Annotated in this window: 19 protein-coding genes, 1 tRNA gene and 1 pseudogene; 15 read left to right on the top strand and 6 right to left on the bottom strand. The window is 62.9% G+C overall.

What is annotated here, in order from left to right; translation table 11 throughout:
* Nucleotides 1-288 precede the first annotated feature (288 nt).
* Nucleotides 289-2,319 (top strand): sensor histidine kinase, YfiR-like protein-associated, encoded by a 2,031-nt coding sequence (locus BUC24_RS21650; RefSeq protein WP_073221856.1) that lies wholly within the window; start codon nucleotides 289-291, stop codon nucleotides 2,317-2,319.
* Nucleotides 2,316-4,922 carry an EAL domain-containing protein gene (locus BUC24_RS21645; RefSeq protein ID WP_073221853.1) on the top strand — a complete coding sequence of 869 codons (2,607 nt, stop codon included), beginning with the start codon at nucleotides 2,316-2,318 and terminating at the stop codon, nucleotides 4,920-4,922. The genes BUC24_RS21650 and BUC24_RS21645 overlap by 4 nt, the downstream gene beginning before the upstream one ends.
* On the opposite strand, the gene thiL is transcribed toward BUC24_RS21645, so the two are convergent.
* A complete protein-coding gene (thiL, locus tag BUC24_RS21640; protein WP_073221851.1) occupies nucleotides 4,884-5,849 on the bottom strand; it encodes a thiamine-phosphate kinase in 966 nt (321 codons plus the stop codon). The two genes, BUC24_RS21645 and thiL, sit on opposite strands and share 39 nt — an antisense overlap.
* Nucleotides 5,850-5,924: 75 nt before the next feature.
* On the opposite strand from thiL, the gene BUC24_RS21635 reads away from it, so the two are divergent.
* On the top strand, nucleotides 5,925-6,452 hold the full coding sequence (locus BUC24_RS21635) for a DUF3592 domain-containing protein (RefSeq protein ID WP_073221850.1): 528 nt from the start codon (nucleotides 5,925-5,927) through the stop codon (nucleotides 6,450-6,452).
* Nucleotides 6,453-6,633: 181 nt separating this feature from the next.
* Here the strand turns inward: BUC24_RS21635 and BUC24_RS21630 are convergent, their stop codons facing one another.
* Nucleotides 6,634-7,095 (bottom strand): hypothetical protein, encoded by a 462-nt coding sequence (locus BUC24_RS21630; RefSeq protein WP_073221848.1) that lies wholly within the window; start codon nucleotides 7,093-7,095, stop codon nucleotides 6,634-6,636.
* A gap of 188 nt (nucleotides 7,096-7,283) precedes the next feature.
* Here BUC24_RS21630 and BUC24_RS21625 point away from each other — a divergent pair, with 188 nt between their 5' ends.
* The 6 genes from BUC24_RS21625 to BUC24_RS21600 all read left to right on the top strand — a co-directional run bounded on the left by BUC24_RS21625 (nucleotide 7,284) and on the right by BUC24_RS21600 (nucleotide 15,073).
* Nucleotides 7,284-9,596, top strand: coding sequence for an NADP-dependent malic enzyme (locus BUC24_RS21625; RefSeq protein WP_073222472.1), 2,313 nt, complete (start codon nucleotides 7,284-7,286; stop codon nucleotides 9,594-9,596).
* Nucleotides 9,597-9,898: 302 nt separating this feature from the next.
* On the top strand, nucleotides 9,899-10,942 hold the full coding sequence (gmd, locus tag BUC24_RS21620; RefSeq protein WP_073221845.1) for a GDP-mannose 4,6-dehydratase: 1,044 nt from the start codon (nucleotides 9,899-9,901) through the stop codon (nucleotides 10,940-10,942).
* Between the two features lies 1 nt (nucleotide 10,943).
* Nucleotides 10,944-11,885, top strand: coding sequence for an NAD-dependent epimerase/dehydratase family protein (locus tag BUC24_RS21615; RefSeq protein ID WP_083599082.1), 942 nt, complete (start codon nucleotides 10,944-10,946; stop codon nucleotides 11,883-11,885).
* Nucleotides 11,882-13,015 carry a glycosyltransferase family 4 protein gene (locus tag BUC24_RS21610; RefSeq protein ID WP_307188474.1) on the top strand — a complete coding sequence of 378 codons (1,134 nt, stop codon included), beginning with the start codon at nucleotides 11,882-11,884 and terminating at the stop codon, nucleotides 13,013-13,015. The genes BUC24_RS21615 and BUC24_RS21610 overlap by 4 nt, the downstream gene beginning before the upstream one ends.
* Nucleotides 13,016-13,034: 19 nt before the next feature.
* Nucleotides 13,035-14,195: a glycosyltransferase family 4 protein gene (locus tag BUC24_RS21605; protein ID WP_073221840.1), complete on the top strand. Its 1,161-nt coding sequence runs from the start codon at nucleotides 13,035-13,037 to the stop codon at nucleotides 14,193-14,195.
* Nucleotides 14,196-14,305: 110 nt separating this feature from the next.
* Nucleotides 14,306-15,073: a substrate-binding periplasmic protein gene (locus BUC24_RS21600; protein ID WP_073221838.1), complete on the top strand. Its 768-nt coding sequence runs from the start codon at nucleotides 14,306-14,308 to the stop codon at nucleotides 15,071-15,073.
* Nucleotides 15,074-15,086: 13 nt separating this feature from the next.
* On the opposite strand, the pseudogene BUC24_RS21595 reads toward BUC24_RS21600, so the two are convergent.
* Nucleotides 15,087-15,518, bottom strand: a pseudogene (locus tag BUC24_RS21595) (YidB family protein); the annotation flags it as partial.
* A 23-nt stretch (nucleotides 15,519-15,541) separates the two neighbouring features.
* Nucleotides 15,542-16,228, bottom strand: a complete 687-nt coding sequence (locus BUC24_RS21590; RefSeq protein WP_073221832.1) for a DUF4197 domain-containing protein — start codon at nucleotides 16,226-16,228, stop codon at nucleotides 15,542-15,544.
* A gap of 183 nt (nucleotides 16,229-16,411) precedes the next feature.
* Between BUC24_RS21590 and BUC24_RS21585 the strand changes: the two genes are divergently transcribed.
* From BUC24_RS21585 to BUC24_RS21565, 5 genes are all read left to right on the top strand, one after another.
* On the top strand, nucleotides 16,412-17,908 hold the full coding sequence (locus tag BUC24_RS21585; protein WP_229448549.1) for a PhoX family protein: 1,497 nt from the start codon (nucleotides 16,412-16,414) through the stop codon (nucleotides 17,906-17,908).
* A gap of 17 nt (nucleotides 17,909-17,925) precedes the next feature.
* Nucleotides 17,926-18,495 (top strand): PEP-CTERM sorting domain-containing protein, encoded by a 570-nt coding sequence (locus BUC24_RS21580; RefSeq protein ID WP_073221826.1) that lies wholly within the window; start codon nucleotides 17,926-17,928, stop codon nucleotides 18,493-18,495.
* Nucleotides 18,496-18,718: 223 nt separating this feature from the next.
* The gene (locus BUC24_RS21575) at nucleotides 18,719-20,023 is read left to right on the top strand and encodes a methanethiol oxidase (RefSeq protein ID WP_073221824.1); all 1,305 of its coding nucleotides are present in this window, start codon (nucleotides 18,719-18,721) and stop codon (nucleotides 20,021-20,023) included.
* 5 nt (nucleotides 20,024-20,028) lie between these two features.
* Complete coding sequence (locus BUC24_RS21570) at nucleotides 20,029-20,700, top strand: SCO family protein (RefSeq protein ID WP_229448547.1); 672 nt, start codon at nucleotides 20,029-20,031, stop codon at nucleotides 20,698-20,700.
* The gene (locus BUC24_RS21565) at nucleotides 20,697-21,824 is read left to right on the top strand and encodes a cytochrome-c peroxidase (RefSeq protein ID WP_073221821.1); all 1,128 of its coding nucleotides are present in this window, start codon (nucleotides 20,697-20,699) and stop codon (nucleotides 21,822-21,824) included. The genes BUC24_RS21570 and BUC24_RS21565 overlap by 4 nt, the downstream gene beginning before the upstream one ends.
* A 9-nt stretch (nucleotides 21,825-21,833) precedes the next feature.
* On the opposite strand, the gene BUC24_RS21560 is transcribed toward BUC24_RS21565, so the two are convergent.
* Nucleotides 21,834-22,268, bottom strand: a complete 435-nt coding sequence (locus BUC24_RS21560; protein WP_073221818.1) for an Sbal_3080 family lipoprotein — start codon at nucleotides 22,266-22,268, stop codon at nucleotides 21,834-21,836.
* 181 nt (nucleotides 22,269-22,449) lie between these two features.
* Between BUC24_RS21560 and BUC24_RS21555 the strand changes: the two genes are divergently transcribed.
* Complete coding sequence (locus BUC24_RS21555) at nucleotides 22,450-22,959, top strand: hypothetical protein (RefSeq protein ID WP_073221815.1); 510 nt, start codon at nucleotides 22,450-22,452, stop codon at nucleotides 22,957-22,959.
* Nucleotides 22,960-23,101: 142 nt separating this feature from the next.
* On the opposite strand, the gene BUC24_RS21550 is transcribed toward BUC24_RS21555, so the two are convergent.
* Nucleotides 23,102-23,186, bottom strand: a tRNA-Leu gene (locus BUC24_RS21550).
* Nucleotides 23,187-23,327: the final 141 nt, after the last annotated feature.

Genomic DNA, 23,327 nt, shown 5'->3' with positions numbered 1-23,327 from the left:
TCCCCTGCTCCGGAAGCAATGTTTGCAAAAAGCTTAGCACGCGATCATAAAGCGGCGTAGAGTGTCTTGATCTTGATCAGGATCGTTCGCCAGCCGTGCGCCGTCCCCGCTCATCAGCCTGCTATTCTTCAATTGCGTTTGAGTAAGAAGACTGAGCGCTGTTGAAACTGATAAAAATGCCGTCCATTCTCATGATCACGGAGCGTTCATGGCAGAACTGAGCCGGATGCCAAAATTGTTGCGCCCGCGGGCCTGGCCGGCGCGGCGCGCGCCTGCGCAGGGGGCGGCATGATCCGCATCCGCTCGATCCGTAAAAAGCTGGTCACCGTGGTTTTGCTGTCCACCCTGGCCGCGCTGGTGGTGTCGATCAGCGCCCTGATTGTGTACGACCTGCGCGCCTACCATCGCGCGCTGCTGTCGGACATGTCGACCCAGGCCGAACTGCTGGGGCGCATGACGGCGGCGGCCCTTACCTTTGACGACAAGCGCCTGGCCAGCGACAACCTGGCCTTGCTGCGCATCCGCCCCGGCGTGCGCGCCGGCGCCCTGTATGACGCCGACGGCGCCCTGTTTGCCACCTACACCGCGCCCGGCGAAACGCTGCCCCTGCCGCCGCGCGCCTTTGAACCCAGTGTGCGGGTCGACGGCGATGCGCTGTTGATCACCAAGGCCGTGTTTGAAAACGGCGAGCGTCTCGGTACCGTGTATTTGCGCGCCGAATATGGTTTGCTGGCGCGCACGCTCGACTACGCGCTGGTGGCGCTGGTGGTCATTGCGCTGGCGCTGATCATCGCCTGGCTGCTGGCCCATCGCCTGGGCCGCGCGCTGACGACCCCGATCACCTCGATCACCGAAGTCGCGCGCGAGGTGGTCAGTTCACGCGACTATTCGCAGCGCGCCCAGCGCATCAGCAACGACGAAGCGGGCGAACTGGTGCAGTCCTTCAACGCCATGCTGACCGAGATCGAGGCGCGCACGGGCGCGCTGGAGGAATCGAACCAGACCATCGCGCGCGAGTCGGAAGAGCGCGCCGCGGCGCAGGAAGAAGTGATGCGCCTGAACGAGCGCCTGGAAGGCCGGGTGCAGGAGCGCACGCGCCAGCTGGAAGTCATCAACCACGAGCTGGAGCTGGCCATGGAGGCTGCCAAGAGCGCCAACGCCGCCAAGTCGGCCTTCCTGTCGTCCATGAGCCACGAACTGCGCACCCCGCTCAACGCCATCCTGGGCTTTGCCCAGATTCTGACCTCCGATACGCTGCCCACGACCACCGCGCAGAAAAAGGAATTCGCCAACCACATCCTCAAGTCGGGCCGCCACCTGCTTACCCTGATCAACGAGATTCTCGACCTGGCCAAGGTGGAATCGGGCACCGTGGCGCTGTCGATGGAACCGGTGGCGCTGGACGACATGCTGGCCGAATGCCGCGACATGGTCGAGCCGATGGGCCGCGCGCGCCGCATCCGCATGCTGTTCCCCGATCATACCGGGGCCGTGCTGCTGGCCGACCGCACCCGCCTCAAGCAGGTGCTGCTGAATCTGTTTTCAAACGCGGTCAAATACAATCGCGAGATGGGGGCAGTGGTGTTCGACTGCACCCCGCAAGGACCGAACCGGGTGCGCCTGTCGGTGCAGGACACCGGCCTGGGTCTGCGCCCGGACCAGGTCGACGCCTTGTTCCAGCCGTTTAACCGCCTGGGCCAGGAAAACGGCAGCGAGGAGGGCACCGGCATCGGGCTGGTGGTCACGCGCCGCCTGGTCGAACTGATGGGCGGTGCCATCGGCGTGACCAGCAGCGTTGGCGTGGGCACCGTGTTCTGGATCGAGCTGGAACTGACCCAGCCGGTACCATCGGCCCTGGCTTCGGGCACGGTGCTGGCGCTGGGCCGGCGCGATCAGGCCCGTCCCGCTGCCGGCCACACGCTGCTGTATGTGGAAGACAACCCAGCCAATCTGAAACTGGTGCAGGAAATCGTCGGTTTCCGGCCCGAGCTGCGCCTGCTGACCGCGCACGACGCCCACCTCGGCATCGAGATGGCCAAGGCCCATGCCCCGGATCTGATCCTGATGGACATCAACCTGCCCGGCATGAGCGGCATCGATGCCCTGGCCGAGCTGCGCCGCGATCGGCGCACCAGCCACATTCCGGTGCTGGCGCTGACCGCCAATGCCATGCCGCGCGATGTGGAAAAGGGCATCAGCGCGGGCTTTTACCGCTACCTCACCAAGCCGATCAACATCGATGAATTCAATGACGCCATCGATGCCACGCTGGCCTTGATCGAACAACAGCGCAATGAACCGAAAGCGGGGCAGTCATGATCTCCCTGGACGATATCCATGCGGCGCGCATCCTGATCGTCGACGATCAGAGCGTCAACGTACAGCTGCTAGAGTACCTGCTCACCAATACCGGGTACACCAATGTCAGCAGTACCACCGACCCCACCGTGGTCGCGCCCTGGCATGCGCAAAACCGCTACGACCTGATCATCCTGGACCTGCACATGCCCGGCATGAGCGGCTTCGAGGTGATGGAAGCGCTCAAGCCAATGGAGAGCGGCGCCTATCTGCCAGTGCTGGTGGTGACGGCCGAACCGGACAAGAAGCTGGCCGCACTTGATGCCGGCGCGCGCGATTTTGTCAGCAAACCCTTCGATCCGATTGAAGTGCTCACCCGCATCCGCAACATGCTCGAGGTGCGCCTGATGCACCGTGAATCGCGCGACTACGGCGTCCTGCTGGAGCAGACCGTACGCGAACGCACCGCCGAACTGCAGCGCTTTCGCAGTGCCATGGATGCCACCGCCGACGCCATCTTCCTGATCGATATGGCGGGCATGGCCCTGGTTGATGTGAATGAAGGCGCCTGCCGCATGCTCGGTTTCGAGCGTGAGCAGTTGCTTGGCATGGCGCCGGCCGCATTGGGCATTGCCAGCCCGGAAGAGCTGGCGCGCCAGGCCGCGCGCACCGACGACGGCAGCGAGGCCGAACTGGTCGAAGCCAAGCTGCGCCGCATTGACGACACCCTGGTACCAGTGGAAACCTACTGGCAGGTACAGACCCTGGGCGGCACCCGCGTGCTGATCGCCGTGGCGCGCGACATTACCGAGCGCCTGCTGGCAGCCCAGCGTCTCAAGCACCTGGCCAGTTACGACACACTGACCGGCCTGCCCAACCGCACCCTGTTCTATCAGACCTTGCGTGAAGCGATTGAAATCGCGCAGGACAAGCAGTGGCGCATCGCCGTGCTGTTCATCGCGCTGGACCGCTTCAAGATCGTCAACGATTCGCTGGGCGCGGCGCTGGGCGACGAATTGCTGCGCCAGTTCAGCAACCGCCTGGTGCAATGCGTGCGCATCCGCGACACGGTGGGACGCCTGGGCGGCGACGAATTCGGCTTGATCCTGACCATGACGCGCAACCAGCAAGATGCGGTCAATGTCGCCAATGATGTGCGCGAAGCGCTGCGCGCCTCGTTTGACCTGCAGGGCCAGCACGTGGGCCTGACCACCAGCATTGGCATCGCCATGTATCCGGACGACGCCACCGATCCCGAAACGCTGGTGCGCTACGCCGACACGGCCATGGTACGGGCCAAGGAAGCCGGGCGTGACGGCTACCGCTTCTTCACGGCCGGCATGAACGTGCAAGTGCTGGCGCGGCTGGATCTGGAACTGGCGTTGCGGCGCGCGCTGGAAAACCGGGAGCTGATGCTGTACTACCAGCCCAAGATCAAGCTCTCGACCGGTCATATCAGCGGGGTCGAAGCTCTGCTGCGCTGGAACCGGCCCGGCTATGGCCTGGTCTTCCCCGCCGAGTTCATCCCCGTGATGGAAGAAACCGGCCTGATTGTGCGGGTCGGCGCCTGGATCATTGATGAGGCATGCCGCCAGATCGCCCAGTGGATCAGTGACGGCGTGGGCGAGCTGCGCGTGGCGGTCAATGTCTCGAGCCGCCAGTTCGTCGAGGGCGACCTCGAGGCCGATGTGCGCGCCGCCATCACGCGCCACAATATCGACCCGGCGCTGCTGGAACTGGAGCTGACCGAAAGCGCTTTAATGAGCAACGCCGAGCGCACCATCGGCGTGTTGAGCAACCTGAAAGCGCTGGGCATCAAGGTGGCGATTGACGATTTCGGCACGGGTTACTCCAGCCTGGCTTACCTCAAGCGCTTCCCGATCGACAAACTGAAGATCGACATTGCGTTTGTGCGCGACATCACCGTCAGTCCGGACGATGCCGCCATTGCGCTGGCCATCATCAGCATGGCGCACAGCATGAAGATGCTGGTCATTGCCGAAGGGGTGGAGTCGCGCGCGCAAATGGCGTACTTGCGGCGCCACCGCTGCGACGAGATCCAGGGTTTTCATTTCAGCCGCCCCTTGCCGCCGCGCGAAATGGGCGAGCTGCTGGTGGCCAACCGCGCCTTGCCGTCGGAAGAAGAAGCGCGCGAATCGAACCGCCAGACCTTGCTGCTGGTCGATGATGATGCCAACGTGCTGTCCTCGCTGCACCGCCTGTTCAGACGTGACAACTACAAGATTTTGACTGCGCTCTCGCCTGAAGAAGGCTTCGAAATGCTGGCCCTGCACCAGGTGCATGTGATTGTGTGCGACCAGCGCATGCCTGGCATGAGCGGCACGGAATTCTTAAGCAAGGTCAAGGAGATGTATCCCGAAACGATCCGCATCATCCTGTCCGGCTACACGGGCCTGGAGGCGGTGCTTGATTCGATCAACCGCGGCGCCATTTACCGCTTCTATACCAAGCCCTGGGACGACACGCAGCTGCGCGACAATATCCGGCTCGCCTTCCACCACTACTGGCTGGTGAATGGCGCCCGCGACGAGCGGCGCTATCCGCGCGAGCGCCTGGGCCCTTTGTTAGCTGACGAAGTGATCGAACCCGCGCAGCGCCAGTGACAAGGGGACGCCGCCAGCGTCGGTCCAGCGCAGGCCGGGTTCGGCCTCGATTCGGCCGACCCGCGTGACTGGCGTGCCGGCGCTTTCCGCTGCGGCCAGCACGGCTGCGCGTGCGCTCGCCGGCGCCGTGAAGCACAACTCGTAATCGTCACCGCCGGCGGCGCAAAAACGGCGCCGCAAGGCCGCTTCCTGCGTGGCCAGCACGGGGCCGGCGGGCAGGGCGTCGGCGTTCAGCGTGGCGCCCACCCCGGAGGCGGCCAGGATGTGACCAATGTCGCCGGCCAGACCGTCCGAAATATCAATCGCCGCGTGCGCCAGTGGCACCGCCGACAAGGCCATGCCCAGTGCGCCCCGCGGCGACGGCATGTGCATGCGCGGGGCGGCCAGGGCCAGTTGTGCTTCGCTCAGTTGCAGCTCCCTGGTGTAGTGCGCCAGCGCCAGACGTGCATCGCCCAGGCTGCCGGAAATCCAGACATCGTCGCCGGCACGGGCGCCGTCGCGGCGCAGCGCGTGGCCAGGCCGGGTCTCACCGAACACGGTGATGCAAATAGTGAGCGGCCCCTTGGTGGTGTCGCCGCCGATCAATTCGCAGCCAGCCTGGTCGGCCAGCGCAAACAAGCCGTCGGCAAATGGGGCCAGCCAGGCCGGATCGGCCCCCGGCAAGGCCAGCGCCAGCGTGAACGCCACCGGGGTGGCGCCCATGGCCGCCAGATCCGACAAATTCACGGCCAGGCATTTGTGACCGAGCATGCGCGCGTCGGCCCCGGCAAAGAAGTGGCGGCCTTCGACCAGCAGGTCCGAGGAGATGGCGATCTGGCGCCCCGGTGTGGGAGAGAGCAGGGCGCAATCGTCGCCAATGCCAAGCGTGGCGCGGCCGGGGCGGGCGCGCTGGAAGTATTGTTTGATGAGGTCGAATTCGGAGAGCATGGGCGCATTCTACCGAATTGGCGGCGCGATCCCGCCGCCGTTTATACTGGCCGGCTTGTTGATTCGATTGCATCCATGTCCGCCACTGGCCCGCGCGTTCTATCCCCGCTCAAATTTGCCGCCTTGACCTTGTCCATGGGCGCGCTTGCGTTACTGTTCGCTTCCCTGACTGCCGCGCTGGCAGCGAATGCCTGGAGCGAGTACGGCATCCGTCGCGATTGGCCGCAGACCAGCAGCGTGATCGAAGGCTTGCCGACGCAAGGGGCTTGTCCGAACGGTCGGAGCGGCGCCGAAGTGCGCTATCACTACAGCGTTGCGGGACGCGCTTACAGCAATCAATACGCCGTCGCATGCACCAGCAAACAGGCCAAGCGCTTGAAGGCACCCAGGTTCGCGCCGGGCGCGCTGAATCCGGTCTTTTACAATCCTCACAATCCGGGCCAGTCGCTGCTGGACACCGGTGCCGGCGACAAGTGGTTCAGCTACGGTGCGCCGCTGGCGGTCGGCATGCTCACCCTGGGCTTGGGGTACATGCTGGTGCTGGCGATCCGTGCGCGGCTGCGCATGCGGCGCTATCTGTTTCTGCCCAATGGACGGCGCTAGGGGATCTGGTTCAGGGCCCGCGCAAGACGGTGCGCGCGCTGTCAAGCAGGTCGGCAAAGGCCAGTCCGAACGCGATTGTGAAAGCCATGCTGTTCTCCCCGATATATAGTGGGAGGATAATAGCTTTATTGGATCAATTTTGAAAATCAATAGATGTTATTGATGTGATAGCCTCTGCGTGTCACGCCCCGCCCAGCCGCTTCCACACCATCATGATTGCCATCCCCAGCGCCCACACGCCGAAGAACAAGCCGCGCCAATGCCAGATGCTCCAGCGGCGCCTGGCGCTGGCAGCCGGCGCTGCCGGCCCGTCGTCGGGGTGGCGGTAAGTCTCCTGGGCCGTGCGGTAGGTCTCGCCTTCGTCTCCGCGCACCCGGGCGCCGAGCTGGCCGGCCAAGGCAAGCATCCGCGCCAGGAAGCTGTCGTCCGGCCCGCTGCTCCACAGTTCGCCTGCCGCCTCATCGAATACCAGCAGCGCACTGGCCTCACCTGCCTGCGGGTCGACCAACTGTAATTCCGACCCTGCCGTAGGCCAGGGCGTCAGCCGTCCATTCAGCGCCGGCAGCGCCGCCATGATCTCGTGGCGCAAGATGGGTACATGCTGCGCGCCGCTGGTGCGCATGATGGTAAGGTGATAGCCCATGCTGGTGAACGCATTTCATAAAAATGGAAGCACAGCATAAACGCACTGATGTAAATGTCAACTTTTCGCCCCCTGCGTCCGCGATATCTGTATAGACAGGGATTGTTGGTAAAAATACGTAGTTTGCTGTTTTCGCACGTCTGCTAAAATCAATGATCCCCGACAGCAACAGAGAAGGCCGCACCAGCATGGATTCGTCATCGGACAAGAAAGAAGAATTACGCCAGCAACTGCGCCAGGCAGCGCTCGAATACCACGAATGCCCGCGTCCGGGCAAAATCAGCGTCACTCCCACCAAGCAGTTGCTCAACCAGCGCGACCTGGCCCTGGCCTATTCGCCCGGCGTCGCGGCGCCCTGCGAGGAAATCGTCAAGGACCCGGGAAACGCTTATAAATACACGGCGCGCGGCAATCTGGTGGCAGTAATCACCAACGGGACTGCCGTGCTGGGCCTGGGAAATATCGGCCCGCTGGCATCGAAGCCTGTGATGGAAGGCAAGGGCGTGCTGTTCAAGAAATTTGCCGGCATTGATGTCTTCGATATTGAAATCAATGAGCAGGATCCCGACAAGCTGGTCAACATCATCGCTTCGCTGGAGCCGACCTTTGGCGGCATCAATCTGGAAGACATCAAGGCACCTGAGTGCTTCTACATCGAACGCCAGCTGCGCGAGCGCATGAAGATTCCTGTCTTCCACGATGACCAGCACGGCACCGCCATCATTGTCGGCGCCGCGATCCTGAACGGCATCAAGGTCGTTGGCAAGCAAATGCGCGATTGCAAGCTGGTGGTGTCAGGCGCTGGCGCTGCCGCGCTGGCCTGCCTGGAACTGATTGTCGACCTCGGCTTCCCGATCGAGAACATCTTCGTCACCGATCTGGCCGGTGTGGTCTACAAGGGCCGCGCCGAACTGATGGATCCGGACAAGGAACGCTTTGCCCAGGATACCCCGCTGCGCACGCTGGCCCAGGTCATGCCGGGCGCCGACATCTTCCTTGGCTTGTCCGCAGGCGGCGTGCTCAAGCAGGATATGGTCAAGGAAATGGCGGCCAATCCCCTGATCCTGGCGCTGGCCAATCCGACCCCGGAAATTCTTCCCGAAGAAGTCAAGGCGGTCCGCGGCGACGCCATCATTGCCACCGGCCGGTCGGATTATCCGAACCAGGTCAATAACGTGCTGTGCTTCCCGTACATCTTCCGCGGCGCCCTCGATTGCGGCGCCACCACCATCACGCGTGAAATGGAAATCGCGGTCGTGCACGCGATTGCCGACCTGGCCCATGCCGAGCAGTCGGACGTGGTGGCCACCACTTACGGCATCAGCAACCTGTCGTTCGGTCCTGAATACCTGATTCCGATGCCGTTCGACCCGCGCCTGCTGATGCACATCGCGCCAGCCGTGGCCAAGGCGGCCGAGCTGTCGGGCGTGGCCACGCGCCCGATCACCAATCTGGAAGCGTACGCCGAGAGTCTGCAGCAATTCGTGTACCGCAGCGGCACCTTCATGAAGCCCTTGTTCGCCATGGCCAAGCAGGCCCCGCCCGAACTCAAGCGCATCGTGTATGCCGAGGGCGAAGACGAACGCGTTCTGCGCGCCGTGCAAGTGGTGGTCGATGAAAAACTGGCGCGCCCGATCCTGGTGGGCCGCCCCAGCGTGCTGGAACAGCGCATCGAAAAATTCGGCCTGCGCCTCAAGCAGGGCGAGCACTTCGAGGTCATCAATCCGGACCACGAAGACCGCTACCGCGACTACTGGCAGACGTATTACGCGATGACCATGCGCAAGGGCGTCACGCAAGAATACGCCAAGCTGGAAATGCGCCGCCGCCACAGCCTGATCGGCGCGATGATGATCCACAAGGGCGATGCAGACGGCATGATCTGCGGCACTTTTGGCACCACCAATTTGCACCTGCATTACATCGACCAGGTTCTGGGCAAGCGCGCCGGCGCCAATGTGTACGCCGCCATGAATTTCCTGATCCTGCCCGAGCGCCAGATGGCCATCGTCGACACCCACGTCAACGAAAACCCGAGCGCCGAGCAGCTGGCCGAAATCACCATCATGGCTGCTGACGAGATGAGCCGTTTTGGCCTGATCCCGCGCGCGGCTTTGCTGTCGCATTCGAACTTCGGCTCGGCCAACAGCGACTCGGCCAAAAAGATGCGCAGCGCCCTGGCGCTGGTGCAGCAGCACAAGCCGGACCTGGAAATCGACGGTGAAATGCATGGCGACGTGGCGCTCGACGCCAAGCTGCGCAAGACCCTGATGCCGCACTCGACCTTGCAGGGCGACGCCAATCTGCTGGTCATGCCCAATATCGACAGTGCCAACATTGCCTACAACCTCATCAAGACGGCTGCTGGCAACGGCATCGCGATCGGTCCGATTCTGCTGGGCTGTGCCAAGCCGGTGCATATTCTGACGCCCTCGGCTACCGTGCGCCGCATTGTGAACATGACGGCGCTGTGCGTGGTGGACGCCATTTCCGACCGTTAGACTGCTGTCTCTAAAAAAAATGGGAAAGCGCCCTGGCGGCGGTTTCCCAATTTTTTATTGTCTTTTGTAAAACCCCAGTATTTAATTTGTCATACAAGTTAGTGGGATGCGTAACAAACGGTAATGGCGTGCTGCCTGCGCGTCGAACAGGGGCATAATACTCCCGCGCACCATGTTTTTTTTATATTTTGTTGCCCCTCCGCAAGATACGTACAGACGATTCTGATATAATCCCGAGATTAATCACGCCATTTCCTCGGGTGTGCGGCCGCCGCCCTGCCCAATACCAACGACCTCTACTTATGCAAATCACGAAAAAAGCCTTGATCACCGGCATTACTGGCCAAGATGGCGCCTACCTTGCGCAATTGCTGCTTGAAAAAGGCTATGAAGTGACGGGCACGTACCGCCGTTCCAGTTCCGTCAACTTCTGGCGCATCGAAGAGCTGGGCATCGAAAACCATCCCAAGCTGCGCCTGGTCGAATACGATCTGACCGATCTGTCCTCGTCGATCCGCCTGATCCAGACCACCCAGCCCGACGAGGTGTATAACCTGGCTGCGCAAAGTTTCGTCGGTGTCTCGTTCGAACAGCCAGTGGCCACCGCCGCCATCACCGGCCTGGGCCCGGTGCACCTGCTCGAAGCGATCCGCATCGTCAATCCGAAGGTGCGCTTCTATCAAGCCTCGACCTCGGAAATGTTCGGCAAAGTGCAGGCGGTGCCACAGCTGGAAGACACCCCGTTCTATCCGCGCAGCCCGTACGGTGTGGCCAAGCTGTACGCGCACTGGATGACCATCAATTACCGTGAGTCCTACGACATTTTCGGTTCCAGCGGCATTCTGTTCAACCACGAGTCGCCCCTGCGGGGCCGTGAATTCGTCACCCGCAAGATCACCGATTCGGTCGCCAAGATCGTGCTCAACAAACTCGACGTGCTCGAGCTGGGCAATCTGGACGCCAAACGCGACTGGGGTTACGCCAAGGATTACGTCGAAGGCATGTGGCGCATCCTGCAGGCGGACGCGCCAGACACCTTCATTCTGGCCACCAATCGCACCGAGACCGTGCGTGACTTCGTGACCATGGCTTTCAAGGCAGCCAAGATCGGCATCGAATGGAAAGGCACGGGCGACCACGAAACCGGTCACTGCGCCGAGAGCGGCAAGCTGCTGGTGCGCGTGAGCCCGAAATTCTACCGCCCGGCCGAAGTCGAGCTGCTGATCGGCGACCCGGCCAAGGCGCGCAAGGAACTCGGCTGGGAGCCGCATACCACGCTGGAACAGCTGTGCCAGATGATGGTTGACGCTGACATGCGCCGCAACGAAATCGGCTTCTCCTTCTGACATGAGCGGGACCGCGAGTGAGCGTTTTGCAGCCCTGGAACTGAACGGCGAAGGCCAGGGCAAGCGTGCCCTGATCACCGGCGTGCGCGGCTTCACCGGCCGCTATCTGGAGCAGGAGCTGCGCCAGGCAGGCTATCGCGTGTTCGGCACCATCCTGCCCGGCGAGGAGCCGGGCCCCGACCTGTTTGAAGTCGATCTGTGCGATCGCGACGCGACCGCTGCCATGATCGCGCAAGTGCAGCCGGACGTGGTGGCGCATCTGGCGGCCATTTCCTTTGTCGGCCATGCCAACATCGAGCAGATTTATCGCGTCAATGTGATCGCCAGCCGCAACCTGCTCGAAGCGCTCGCTGCCCAGGCGCACCAGCCTGGCTGCGTGCTGCTGGCCTCGTCGGGCAATATCTATGGCAATGCCAGCAGCGGCATGCTCGACGAGCAGGTCGCGCCGGTGCCGACCAACGACTATGCCGTCTCCAAGCTGGCCATGGAATACATGGCCCGCCTGTGGAGCAGCAAGCTGCCGATCGTGATTGTGCGCCCCTTCAATTACACGGGCGTGGGCCAGGAAGCGAACTTCCTGCTGCCGAAGATCGTGTCCCATTTCCGCCAGGCGGCGCCCGAGATCGAACTGGGCAATCTGGCCATCGCACGCGATTTTTCCGACGTGCGCGTGGTCGCAGCCTGCTACCGCCGCCTGCTGCACGTCAGTCCGGCCGGCCAGACCTTCAATGTCTGTTCCGGTCAGGCGCACTCGCTGGCCAGCGTGATTGACACCATGGGCGCGATTGCGGGCTACCAGATCAAGGTGCACAGCAATCCCGCCTTCATGCGCAAGGACGATGTAATCACCCTGGTGGGCAACAACGCCAAACTGAGCAGCGTGATTGGCGCGATCGCGCCAACCCCGCTGGCAGACACGCTGCGCTGGATGTACGAGGCGTGAATCAGCTGCGGGTCGGCCTCGGGACGACAATGATCGAACCGGGTTTGACCGGCGGCCGTCTGGACGGCATCGGTACCTACACCCAGGCCTTGATGCGCAATCTGGGCGCGGCTGGCTGCCAGGTGCTGCCGTATTCCTATCCGCGCCTGCGCGGTGGGCGGCACGACATCAGCGTCGGCCAGCCGCTGCCGCACGCGTTCGAGACCGCCACCCTTGCCGATCTGCTGACCCCGGCGACGCGGCGTCAGGCCATGGCGGCCGATATTTTCCATGTGACCGATTACCGGATCGTGCGCATGGATTGCCCGGTGGTGGCCACGCTGCACGACGCCCTGCCGATCAAATACCCGCAGTGGTGCAGCACGGGTCTGCGCGGGACCAAGAACTGGCTCCAGATCAAGGCCGCGCAAAAGGCCGACCACGTGATCGCGCTGTCGCACTTTGCCATTGCCGAACTGGTCGAGTGTTTTGGCATTGACGAGCGCCGCATCAGCGTGGTGCCCTGCGGCGTCGATGCGCACTGGTTCGATCCGGTGGACGAGGCCGCGCTGGCGGCCACGCTGACAGCGCACGCGCTGCGCGCCGGCTACTTCCTGTTTGTCGGCACCCTGCAGCCGCGCAAGAACATCGAACGCCTGCTGGACGCCTACCTGGCCTTGCCGGCCATGGTGCGCGCCGAACGCCAGCTGGTGATCGTGGGCGCGCCCGGCTGGCGCTGCGAACAACTGGTGGCGCGCTTGCATGCGGCGCGTGAAAACGGCGCTGCCGTGGTCTGGCTCGACCAGGTGCGTGACGGTGACACCCTGCGCGCGCTGTACGCCGGTGCCGGCGTATTCGTGTTCCCTTCGCTGTATGAAGGTTTCGGCATTCCCGTGGTCGAGGCGTTTGCCTCCGGGGTGCCGGTGGTGGCGTCCAACAGCAGTTCCTTGCCGGAAGTGACTTGCGGGGCGGCGCTGGACGTCGATCCGCTCGATACCGGCGCCATTGCGGCGGCCATGCTGACCCTGGCCAGCGACGCGCGCGAACGCGCACGCTGCATTGCGGCCGGCCGCGCGCGCGCGCGCCAATTGACCTGGCATGACACCGCATTGCAGACGGCCGCAGTGTACCGGTCCGTATTATCCTCTTGAGCAGCTGGCAGAATCCATTATGCGTGTCTTACATTTTTATAAAACCTACTACCCCGATTCGATGGGCGGCATCGAACAGGTGATCCGCCAGATGTGCGTGGGCACCGGCCATCTGGGCGTGTCCAACACCGTGCTCACGCTCACGCGCCAGAAAACCGATCTTGATTTCCCGTTCCAGGGCCACCGCGTGCGGCGTGTGCCGCAGGATCTGGAGATCGCCTCGAACAGCATGGCGTTCGGCGCCATCGGCGAACTTAAACGGCTGGCGGCCGAGGCCGACGTGGTGCACTACCACTTCCCCTGGCCGTTTGGCGACATGGCGCACTTCATGGCGCGCGTCGACAAACCGAGCGTGCTGACCTACCACTCCGACATCGTGCGCCAGAAGCTGCTGCTCAAGGTGTACCAGCCGCTCAAGCACCGCTTCCTGCAAAGCGTGGACGCGATTGTCGCCACCTCGCCCAACTACATGGCCTCGTCGGCCGTGCTGGAACGCTACCGCGACAAGACCCGCATCATCACGTACGGCCTGGACAAGACCATCTATCCGGCCGCCGATGCCGAGCGCATGGCCCACTGGCGCGCGCGCATTGGTCCCAAGTTCTTCCTGTTTGTCGGTGTGCTGCGCTACTACAAGGGCTTGCACATCCTGCTTGATGCAATGGCCCAGCTGGACTACCCGGTGGTGATTGTCGGCGCCGGCCCCATCGAAGCCGAACTCAAGGCCCATGCACAGCAGCTGGGCCTGACCCATGTCCATTTCGTCGGCGCGGTCGACGATGTCGACAAGGTGGCCTTGCTCACGCTCAGCTATGCCCTGGCGTTCCCCTCGCACCTGCGTTCGGAAGCGTTCGGCATTTCCTTGCTCGAAGGCGCCATGTTTGGCAAGCCGATGATTTCCAGCGAAATTGGCACCGGCACCACCTACATCAATGTCGATGAAGTGACGGGCATTGTGGTGCCGCCATCGGACCCGCAAGCCTTGCGCGCGGCCATGACGCGCCTGTGGGAGAACCCGGATCTGGCTGCCGCCATGGGCCAGCGTGCCGGCGAGCGTTACCAGGAACTCTTCACTGCCGAGCGCATGGCGCAGGGCTACACCGACCTCTACCACGAACTGGTGGCGCGCCGCCAGCCGGGCGCCGCGGCCCGCCCGCTGGCCAGCGGCAGCACCAGCTAAGCGTCAGCTAAGCGCCGCCAAAACGACAGCGCAGCGAGGCCGGGCGGGTTTGTGTTGCAGCCCGTTCAGGCTTGCTGCTATCCTGCCTGCTGATGGAGCGAAAGCGCAGAATGGTCAAGCAGATTGTCGTCGTTGCAGCATTATTGGCATGGCAAGCCGCCGCTGCGGCTGTACCGCTATCGGCGCCGCCGGCGCCGCTGTACATCACCACCGAATATTCGCCGCCCACCAGCATGCAGGAGGGCGAGCGGGTGATCGGCAGCGCCACCGACAAGATCCGCGAAGCGCTGGCCCGCACCGGCATCGCCTACAGCATTGAGCTGCTGCCCTGGAAACGGGCGTACGCGGCGGCCCTGAACCGATCCGACAGCTGCGTCTATTCCACCACCCGGACTCCCGAGCGCGAGGGTTTGTTCAAGTGGGTCGGTCCGACCGACGAAGGCGAGTGGGTGCTGCTGGGGCGGGCCGACCGTCAATACAAGCTCGAGACGCTGGAAGACGCACGCAAGCTGCGCATCGGCACCTACAATGGCGACGCCCGCGACGAGTACTTGCGCGCGCGCGGCTTCAAGGTCGATCCCGCGCCAAACGACATGATCAATCCACGCAAGCTGATGATGAACCGGATTGACCTGTGGGCAGCCGGCATTCGGCGCGGCAGTGCGGTGCTGGAGGTAAACGGCTGGGCCGACACCATCGTGCCGGTGCTGACCTTCAACCGTGTGAAACTGTATTTGGCCTGCAACCGCGGGGTGCCGGACAGTACCATTACCCGCCTCAACGAGGCACTCGACGCCATGCTGCGCGATGGCACCTGGCGCAAACTGGACCACAAATACGATACCTGGGTGGAAACCAAGGCAGGCGCCGTGCGCTGACGGCGCCGTGCTGCTAGTTAAACAGTTTGCCTTTGAGCATATTCAAGCCCTGGCTCAGCAAATCCTCGCTTGGCATGTTGCCGTTTGGACTGAGATGGTCAATCACCTGCGGCAGCAAGCCCGCCAGGGCGCCTGACAGCGCCGATGGCTCAATGCCGCTTTGCCGGGCCACCTGGGCCAGTGCGCCATCGCCCACGGCAGAGCTGAGCTGCTCGCCCGAAATGGCATGGTTGGCGCCGGTGCCGATCCACGATGCGACCTGGTCACCCAGACCGCTCGCGCGTAATTGTTCCAGCAAGGCTGGCACGCCGCCGGCACGTTCGACCAGGGCCATGACCGCACCCATGGCGCCACTGGTACTGCCGGGCTGATCCTGCTGCCCGCTCAGCGAGCCCATGACTTGTCCTGCAAGTTGATCGAGCAATCCCATATAAGCTCCTGTGAGGTGTGACGGTGAATGAAGTGCGCTTACAGCGCGCCAAAGACCTTGCTCAGGATCTTGCTGCCGGTGCCAATTGGATCGCGCCGGATTTCCTTTTCTTCTTCTGCAATCATCACGAACAAGCCTTCGACGGCGCGCTCGGTGACGTAATCTTCGACCGAGGCCGGGCCCTGCGCCACGCCAAATTTGTTGATCTGGCCAATCGCGCTGTTGAACTTGGCCGACAGCTTGGAGCGGTCCGTCACGCGCTTGACCAGCGGCAGGAACTGGACCGACAGCTTGGCGCCGGTACGCTCGCGGAAGAAGTCGGTGACCGAAGTCTCGCCGCCAGACAGGATGTTCTTGGCGTCGGTCACGGTCAGCGATTTGACGGCGTCGAGCAGCAGCGGCTTGGCCATGGGCACGGCCGCTTCGGCCGCGTGGTTCATTGCCACTTCCAGGTCATTGAGTTGCTGGCCACGGCCCGTCATTTCCAGCAGCGGGCGCGCCTTTTCCAGCACCTTGGGCAAAGGAATGCGCACCTTCTCATTATTCAGAAAGCCGTTTTCCACGCCCAGCTTGCCGACCGCGGCAACCGAGCCCTTCTCCAGCGCGACGCGCAGGCCGCTGGCAGCGTCGGTATTCGACAAGTCGCTCAGCGACAGCGCGAAGGCACTGGACGCGACCAGGCACAGGCCGACTGGAAGCAATTGAGTGGGGATAAAGTTGCGCACGACCGGCTCCGTTGTTGGCGATTGGAAAGACTAAGTTTACTCCCATTTCAGCTTGCCAGGAGAAGCAAGTTGGTTCGTCATCAAGCTGTCATTCGCCGGTAGCAAAGCTTTGCTGTAATGACCTGGGACACGCCGCATGCGCGCGCGTGCAGGACATTATTTTCGTGAGGTAAGACGATGACAATGCATGACACTTCCATTTCACGCCGCCAGGTATTGCAAGGCTTGGCCAGCGCCTCGGCCCTGCCGTTCGTGGCAGCACTGGGCGCCCTGCATGTGCGCGAGGCCAGCGCAGCCGATGGCGCCACTGCGCTGGTCAGCAGCCCCTACGGCCCGATTGCACCGGTCAATGACATCAGCACCGGCCTGCCTTTGCTGCAATTGCCCGCTGGCTTTGTCTACAAAAGCTATGGCTGGCGCGGCGACCCCATGAGCGACGGCAAGCCCTGCCCGGGCGGGCACGACGGCATGGGCGTGGTGCTGGCGCGCAAGGCCGGCCGCAGCAGCGAACTGGTGCTGATCCGTAATCACGAAGTCGGTGCCACGGGCCCTGGTAACTTCCTGAACGCGCCTGGCGTGTACGACTACGGCAAGGTCAGCGCCGGGAGCAGCGAGGTGTTTGGCGGCGGCACCACCAATCTGGTTTTTCGTGATGGCAACTGGTACAGCATGACGCCCAGCCTGGGCGGCACGGCCGGCAATTGCGCCGGCGGCATCACGCCTTGGGGCACCTGGCTCAGCTGCGAGGAAGTGGGTTCCGATGCGCTCGGCTCGGCCGGCAAGAAGCACGGCTATGTGTTTGAAGTCGCGGCCGATCCGGCGCTGACGGACGGCTCGCCCATCATTGGCATGGGCCGCTTCGCGCACGAAGCGGCAGCCGTCGACGCGGCCACCGGCATCGTCTACATGACCGAGGATAGCTCGGGTAAATCGGGCTTCTACCGCTATCTGCCCGATATCCGCCCTGGCGCGCGCGGTTCGCTGGCAATGGGCGGGGTGCTGCAGATGGCGCGCATCAAGGGCGTGAGCAATGCCAATCTGGCCAAGGCGGCGCTGCACGCGAAGCTGGCGCTGGACTGGGTCGATATTGCCAATCCCGACCAGGCGCGCGGCGACGCCATCGGCCTGAACGGTGAAGCCATCAGCAACGCGGCTGGCCCCTTCGTGCAAGGCTGGCGCCAGGGCGCGCTGCGCATGAACCGGGGCGAGGGCATCTGGTATGCGGACGGGAAAATGTTCGTGATGGACACTTCCGGCGGCAGCGTGGCGCGCGGCGCCATCTGGCAGCTGGATCTGGCCACACAAACGCTGACCTGCATTTACTCGAGCCCGGCCCCGGTGGTGGGCAATATGGGCGACAACCTGACCGTCAGCCCACGCCAGGCCATCCTGATCTGCGAAGATGCCTCAACTGCCGCCACCGACAGCTTCGGCTTCGGCCAGCGCCTGATGGGCCTGACCGGGCAAGGCGATGCCTACATTTTCGCCAAAAACAATGTGCAACTGAGCGCGGTGCAACTGGCCGTGGCTGGCAAACAGACCTACCTGGCGGGCGACCATCGCGCCAATGAGTTTGCCGGCGCCTGCTTCGACCCGACCGGCCGCTATCTGTTCGTGAACATTCAAACGCCGGGCATCTCGCTTGCCATTACCGGCCCCTGGGCCAACGGCCCGCTGTAACCACAAGGAGCGACACCATGAAACGCACTTCCCACCTGGCCGCCTTGCTGGCCACATTGACCCTGGCCGGCGCGGCCCAGGGCGCCGTGTTGAGCGCGGCCAGCGGCAATGCCGTCACCGACTACAGCAGTGCCGCACTGGTCTCTTTCGATCTGGACCTGCGCCACTTTGCGCCCACCCGGCTCGAATTTGAACTGGGCGCCGACGACCTGGCCTCGAGCACGCTCGACTTCAGCGCGCTGGTGCGCAACTTGAGCGGCGCCGGCCTGCGCCAGTTCAGTTTCCATCTGGACGGCATTCGCTTTGTGCAGCAGGGCACGGTCACGCCCACCTTTGGCAGCATCGCCGCAATGGACGCCGGCAGCACGCGCGCCAGTGTCGGTTTTGGCAGCCCGGAATATGCCGAGTTCTATTTTGGTAATCCGCTGGGCAACGATGGCCAGCGCAACTGGCTGCTCGACCTGAGCGGCCTGCAGGCAGGCGACCGCTTCACCATCACCGCCACGGTCCCCGAACCGGCGCCCCTGCCGCTGGTGCTGGCCGCGCTGATGCTGCTCACCTGCGTGGGGCGCCAGCGCAGGAAGTAGGCGGGCAGACGACGCGCGCCGACCCGGGCTGGGTAATGAAGGGTGCTTAACTGTGTCATTTTAACCACCACTTTGCCCGGGCAAAGCCGATTCGCAGAATATGCGCCACAGCGCGGACCGAATGCGCTACATTCGTCAGCATTCTGGCGTACATACGTGACGGCCGGATTAAAATAAAACGCTGCAAGCGCCCATCGCGTCGTCTATTACTGGAGACATTCCTATGCTTTTCCACACTGGCAAAACGGCCCCGCTGGCGGCCGCTCTCGCGTTCTGTTTCTCCCTTGCCGCGCCGCTGGCGCTGGCGGACGAAACCTGCAACTCGCCCTACATGGCCAACCTGATCAAGGGGCAGGAAGACTACGTCCATGTCTGGACGCTGGGTGTGAAAGGGCTGGGCGATGGCTTTGACAAGCTGGTCACGGTCGACGTCAACCCTGCCTCCAAGCACTACGGCAAAGTGATCGGCCACGTGTCGGTCAAGTCGCGCGGCGAAGCGCACCACATGGGCTTTACCGACGACCGCCGCTTCCTGTGGGCGGGTGGACTCGATGACAGCAAGATCTATGTGTTCGACATTCACAGCAACCCGGCCAAGCCCAAGCTGGTCAAGACCATCAGCGACCTGGGCGCCAAGTCCGGGCTGGTGGGGCCGCATACCTTCTACGCCATGCCAGGGCGCATGCTGGTGGGAGCGCTGTCCAATACCAAGGACCATGGCGGCGTGACCGGCATGGCGATGTACAACAACAAGGGCGACTTCGTCAGCAAGCACGACATGCCGGTCACCAATGGCGGCGACGGCTACGGCTACGACATCGCCGTCAATCCGGGCAAGAATGCGCTGCTCACGTCCAGCTTCGCCGGCTGGAACAATTACATGATGGACCTGGGCAAATTGATGCAAGACCAGAGTGCCATGAAAAACTTCGGTGGCACCATGGTGATGTGGAACCTGAAATCCATGCAGCCGGAACAAATCTTCGCCGTGCCAGGCGCGCCGCTGGAAGTGCGCTGGTCGCTCAAGGAGGGCGAAGACTGGGCCATCACGGCCACCGCCCTCACGTCCAAGCTGTGGCTGGTCAAAAAAGATGGCAGCGGCCAGTGGCAAGCCAAGGACGTGGCCACCATTGGCGACCCGGCCAAGATCCCGCTGCCCGTCGACATTTCCATCACGGCGGACGGCAAGGGCCTGTGGGTCAACACCTTCATGGATGGCACCACCCGTTATTTTGACCTGAGCAATCCTGAAGCGCCCAAGCAGACCTACGCCAAGCACACGGGTTCGCAAGTGAACATGGTGTCGCAAAGCTGGGATGGCAAGCGCGTCTACGTGACCAGTTCGCTGCTGGCCAACTGGGACAAAAAGGGCGCCGACGACGAGCAATTCCTCAAGCTGTTTGCCTGGGACGGCAAGGAGCTGACAGAGCGCTTTGCCATCGATTTCTACAAGGCCAAGCTGGGCCGGGCGCACCACATGAAGTTTGGCGCCAAGGATCTGGCGCGCACGGCCGTGGCAGCGCGCTAGGCATCGTGCGCGGCTTCACTGGGGCAGCGGCACTCTGCCTGCTTGCCGGCATGGCGGGCGCGGCGCATGGCGCGCTGCCGCCCCTGGGCTTCACGCCGCCGGCACCAGGCAGTTACCGCCTGTATCACATCCTGCGTGCGCCGGACGGCGCGGTGCTGGAGACGGACGGCAGTGCCCATCGCCTGTCCGAATTCACCACCGGCAAAGTGACGGTGTTTTCCTTCATCTATACCTATTGCAGCGACCCGAAGGGCTGTCCGCTGGCCTACGAAACCCTGCACACGCTGCGCGCGGCCATTCGCAACGATGCCGCGCTGCGCGACCAAGTGCGTTTCGTGAGCATGAGTTTCGACCCGCGCAACGACACACCCGACACCATGCGCCTGTATGGCGACCCGGAAACGCGCGACCAGCGCGGGGTGCGCTGGCACTTTCTGACCGCACCGTCGGGTCCGGCGCTGGCGCCAGTGCTGGACGGGTTCGGCCAGGACCTTGCCGTGGCCGAGGATCAGCCGGCGGGCCAGCGTGTGCCCGTGCTCAGTCACATGCTCAAGGTCTACCTGATCGATGCTGCCGGTAGCGTGCGTGAAATCTACAGTCCTGCCTTTTTGCATCCCACCATGCTGCTGGGCGATATCAAGACGCTGCTGCTGGAGCGGCGCGCCGCCAAAAAATGACGACGCTGCTGTACCGGCTGCTTGGCGCGTCGATCCTGCTTGCCGTCACAGGCTGCCAGCGCGCGCCCATGCCAGCGACAGCCACGCTGGGCCTGCCGCCGCTGGCCAGCGCGCCAGCCGCGCCGGATGCTGTTGCGCTGGGCCGCAAACTGTTCATGGATACGCGCCTGTCGCGCAACGGCACCATGTCCTGCGCCATGTGCCACGTGCCGGAGCAAGGCTTTGCCGCGGTCGAGCTGAGCACTTCGGTGGGTCTGGAAGGGCGCAGTTTGCGGCGCAATGCGCCCAGCCTGCTGAACGTGGCGTATGTCGGGCAACTGTTCCACGATGGGCGCGCCGCCTCGCTGGAACAGCAAGCCTGGGATCCTTTGCTCAACGAAATCGAGATGGGCAATACCGGCAGCGACGATGTGCTCGCGCGCCTGCGCAGCCTGCCCGATTACGCGGGCAAATTCGAAGCGGCCTACGGCGGCCCTGCCGATCGTGCCAGGGTGGGCGCTGCCCTGGCCAGCTATCAGCGCACCCTGCTGGCCGGTGATTCGCGTTTTGACCGCTGGCGCTACGGCGGCCAGGCCGATGCCCTGAGTTTGTCCGAGCAGGCCGGGTTTGCCATCTTCGCTGGCAAAGGGCGCTGCATTGCCTGCCATACCGTGGGGGCGCGCGCGGCCCTGTTTGCCGACGGGCGCTTCCATAACACGGGTGTGGGCGCCGCGCCACGGCACGACCCGCAGCGCAGTTTTCAGGTGCAACTGGCGCCTGGCGTGTGGACCACCTTGCGCGCCCGGGACGTGGCCAGCGTGTCGGAACCCTTGCAGGCTGACGCGGGCCGCTTCGAAGTCACGGGCGCGGCGCGCGATCGCTGGGCCTACCGCACGCCCAGCCTGCGCAATGTGGCGATCACGGGACCGTACATGCATGACGGCAGTATCGCGACGCTGGAAGAGGTGATTGATTTTTACCAGCGCGGCGGCATCGACAATGGGGCCAAGGATGCCTTGTTGCAGCGGCTGGAATTAAACGAGCAGGACAAACGGGATTTGGTGGCGTTTCTGCGCAGCCTGACCTCGGCACATGCCGGGGCGCTGGCCGCGCAGACGCGCGCGGCGCCAGAACTGGCGCCGTGAGGGGATGGCTTAGCGTGCGTTGCCTGGGAACAGCTGATTGACCAGATCGGCGATCTTGGTGTCGGCCTCGCCGAACTTGCTCATGTTGCCGCGTCCGCGTCGGGCGTCGTAATTGGCATTGCCCACTTCAACGTTGTCGCGGAACACGGTGATCTGGGCATACGACATGTACAGCGCCACGTCCCATTTCCAGTTGGCCGAATAGACCGTCGTCACGCGGCAAGCGCTCACGTCGGAGTTCGCTTCCAGCTGCTTGACCGTGTAGCCCTTGGCGACCAGGGCGCGCTTGTAAGACTCAAGGAAGCCGGGTTTGACTGCAGGATTATTGACGATGCAAATTTCGCGTGTCTGCAGGGCGGTAACGGGTTTGATGGTCACGCGTGGGACGCCGCCACAGGCGGTCAGGCTCAGCACGATAGCGAGCACGGCAGAAATACGAAGCATGGGATTCCGTTCTTGGGAGACTTTGTAGGGGGAAAGTAGATTTACTTTTGTGCAATGCAGTGTAATAGTTGACCGATAGAAAGTCAATCCGAGGCCCTGTCCGTTGGTGTTTTGGTGCACGGGGGCTTACCATGTTGAAAATATTGAAAGTTGGCGTGTTCAGCGACGATCTCGCGACTTCATGCCGAATAACTTGGTGGTGCAGACAGAGGGTGCAAGGATGAACAGGAACAACCCGCCATTGGTGATTGATGCCGCGCGCGTCATCGCTTATGCATTCGTTGATGACATTCCGTACCGGCAATGGGGAAGCTTGTACGTCGCTGGTGAACGCGTAGAGCAGGTACCGTGCCTGGCAATTTGCAGCAATCTGGGCGCGGATATGGGCGCTCTGCTGTGTCATTGTGACGCCGATTGGCATGTGCTTGGCGTGATGCTGGGCGCATCCGTCGAGGCAGGCAAGGCGAGAGCGGAAGACAATTATCCCGGGGTGGCATCGCGCTGGGTGGACAGGGAAACCAGTGTCGAAGCGGCACTTGACTATTACGATGCGCAGCCGGAACGCACGCGATGTTCGTTTTGTGGAAAGCGCCGGTTTGAATTTATGGGCAGTTATGTCGAGGGCGACACGGCGCTTATTTGCGGGGAATGCATCAGCGCGTTCCACCGTGAACTGAACAAGGAATCTTGATCGGCCTCACGCACGAGGCCTTATTCTTCCCCATTCGACCACGCCGCAACGATCTACACGCTGGCCGGCGCTGGCCATAAAAAAACCCGCCGTCGTAGCCGATGGGCGGGTTTAGTCAAACCAAACTATGTGCCATGAAAACTGGTGCCCAGAGCCGGAATCGAACCGGCACGCCGCGAAGCGGCAGATTTTGAGTCTGCTGTGTCTACCAGTTCCACCATCCGGGCAGCACGACAGCATTCATGCACAAGGACCGCATTATAGAGTAACGCGGCAGAAATTGTAATCCTCGATTTGCAGGTCTTGACGCAACGCCTTGCTCAGCTGTGGATAAAAACGCAACAAGCAAGGCCATCCTGTCAGTACTT

This window comes from Massilia sp. CF038 (assembly GCF_900129765.1).
Lineage (GTDB): Bacteria > Pseudomonadota > Gammaproteobacteria > Burkholderiales > Burkholderiaceae_D > Telluria_A.
This window is presented reverse-complemented; position numbering and strand designations above follow the sequence as displayed.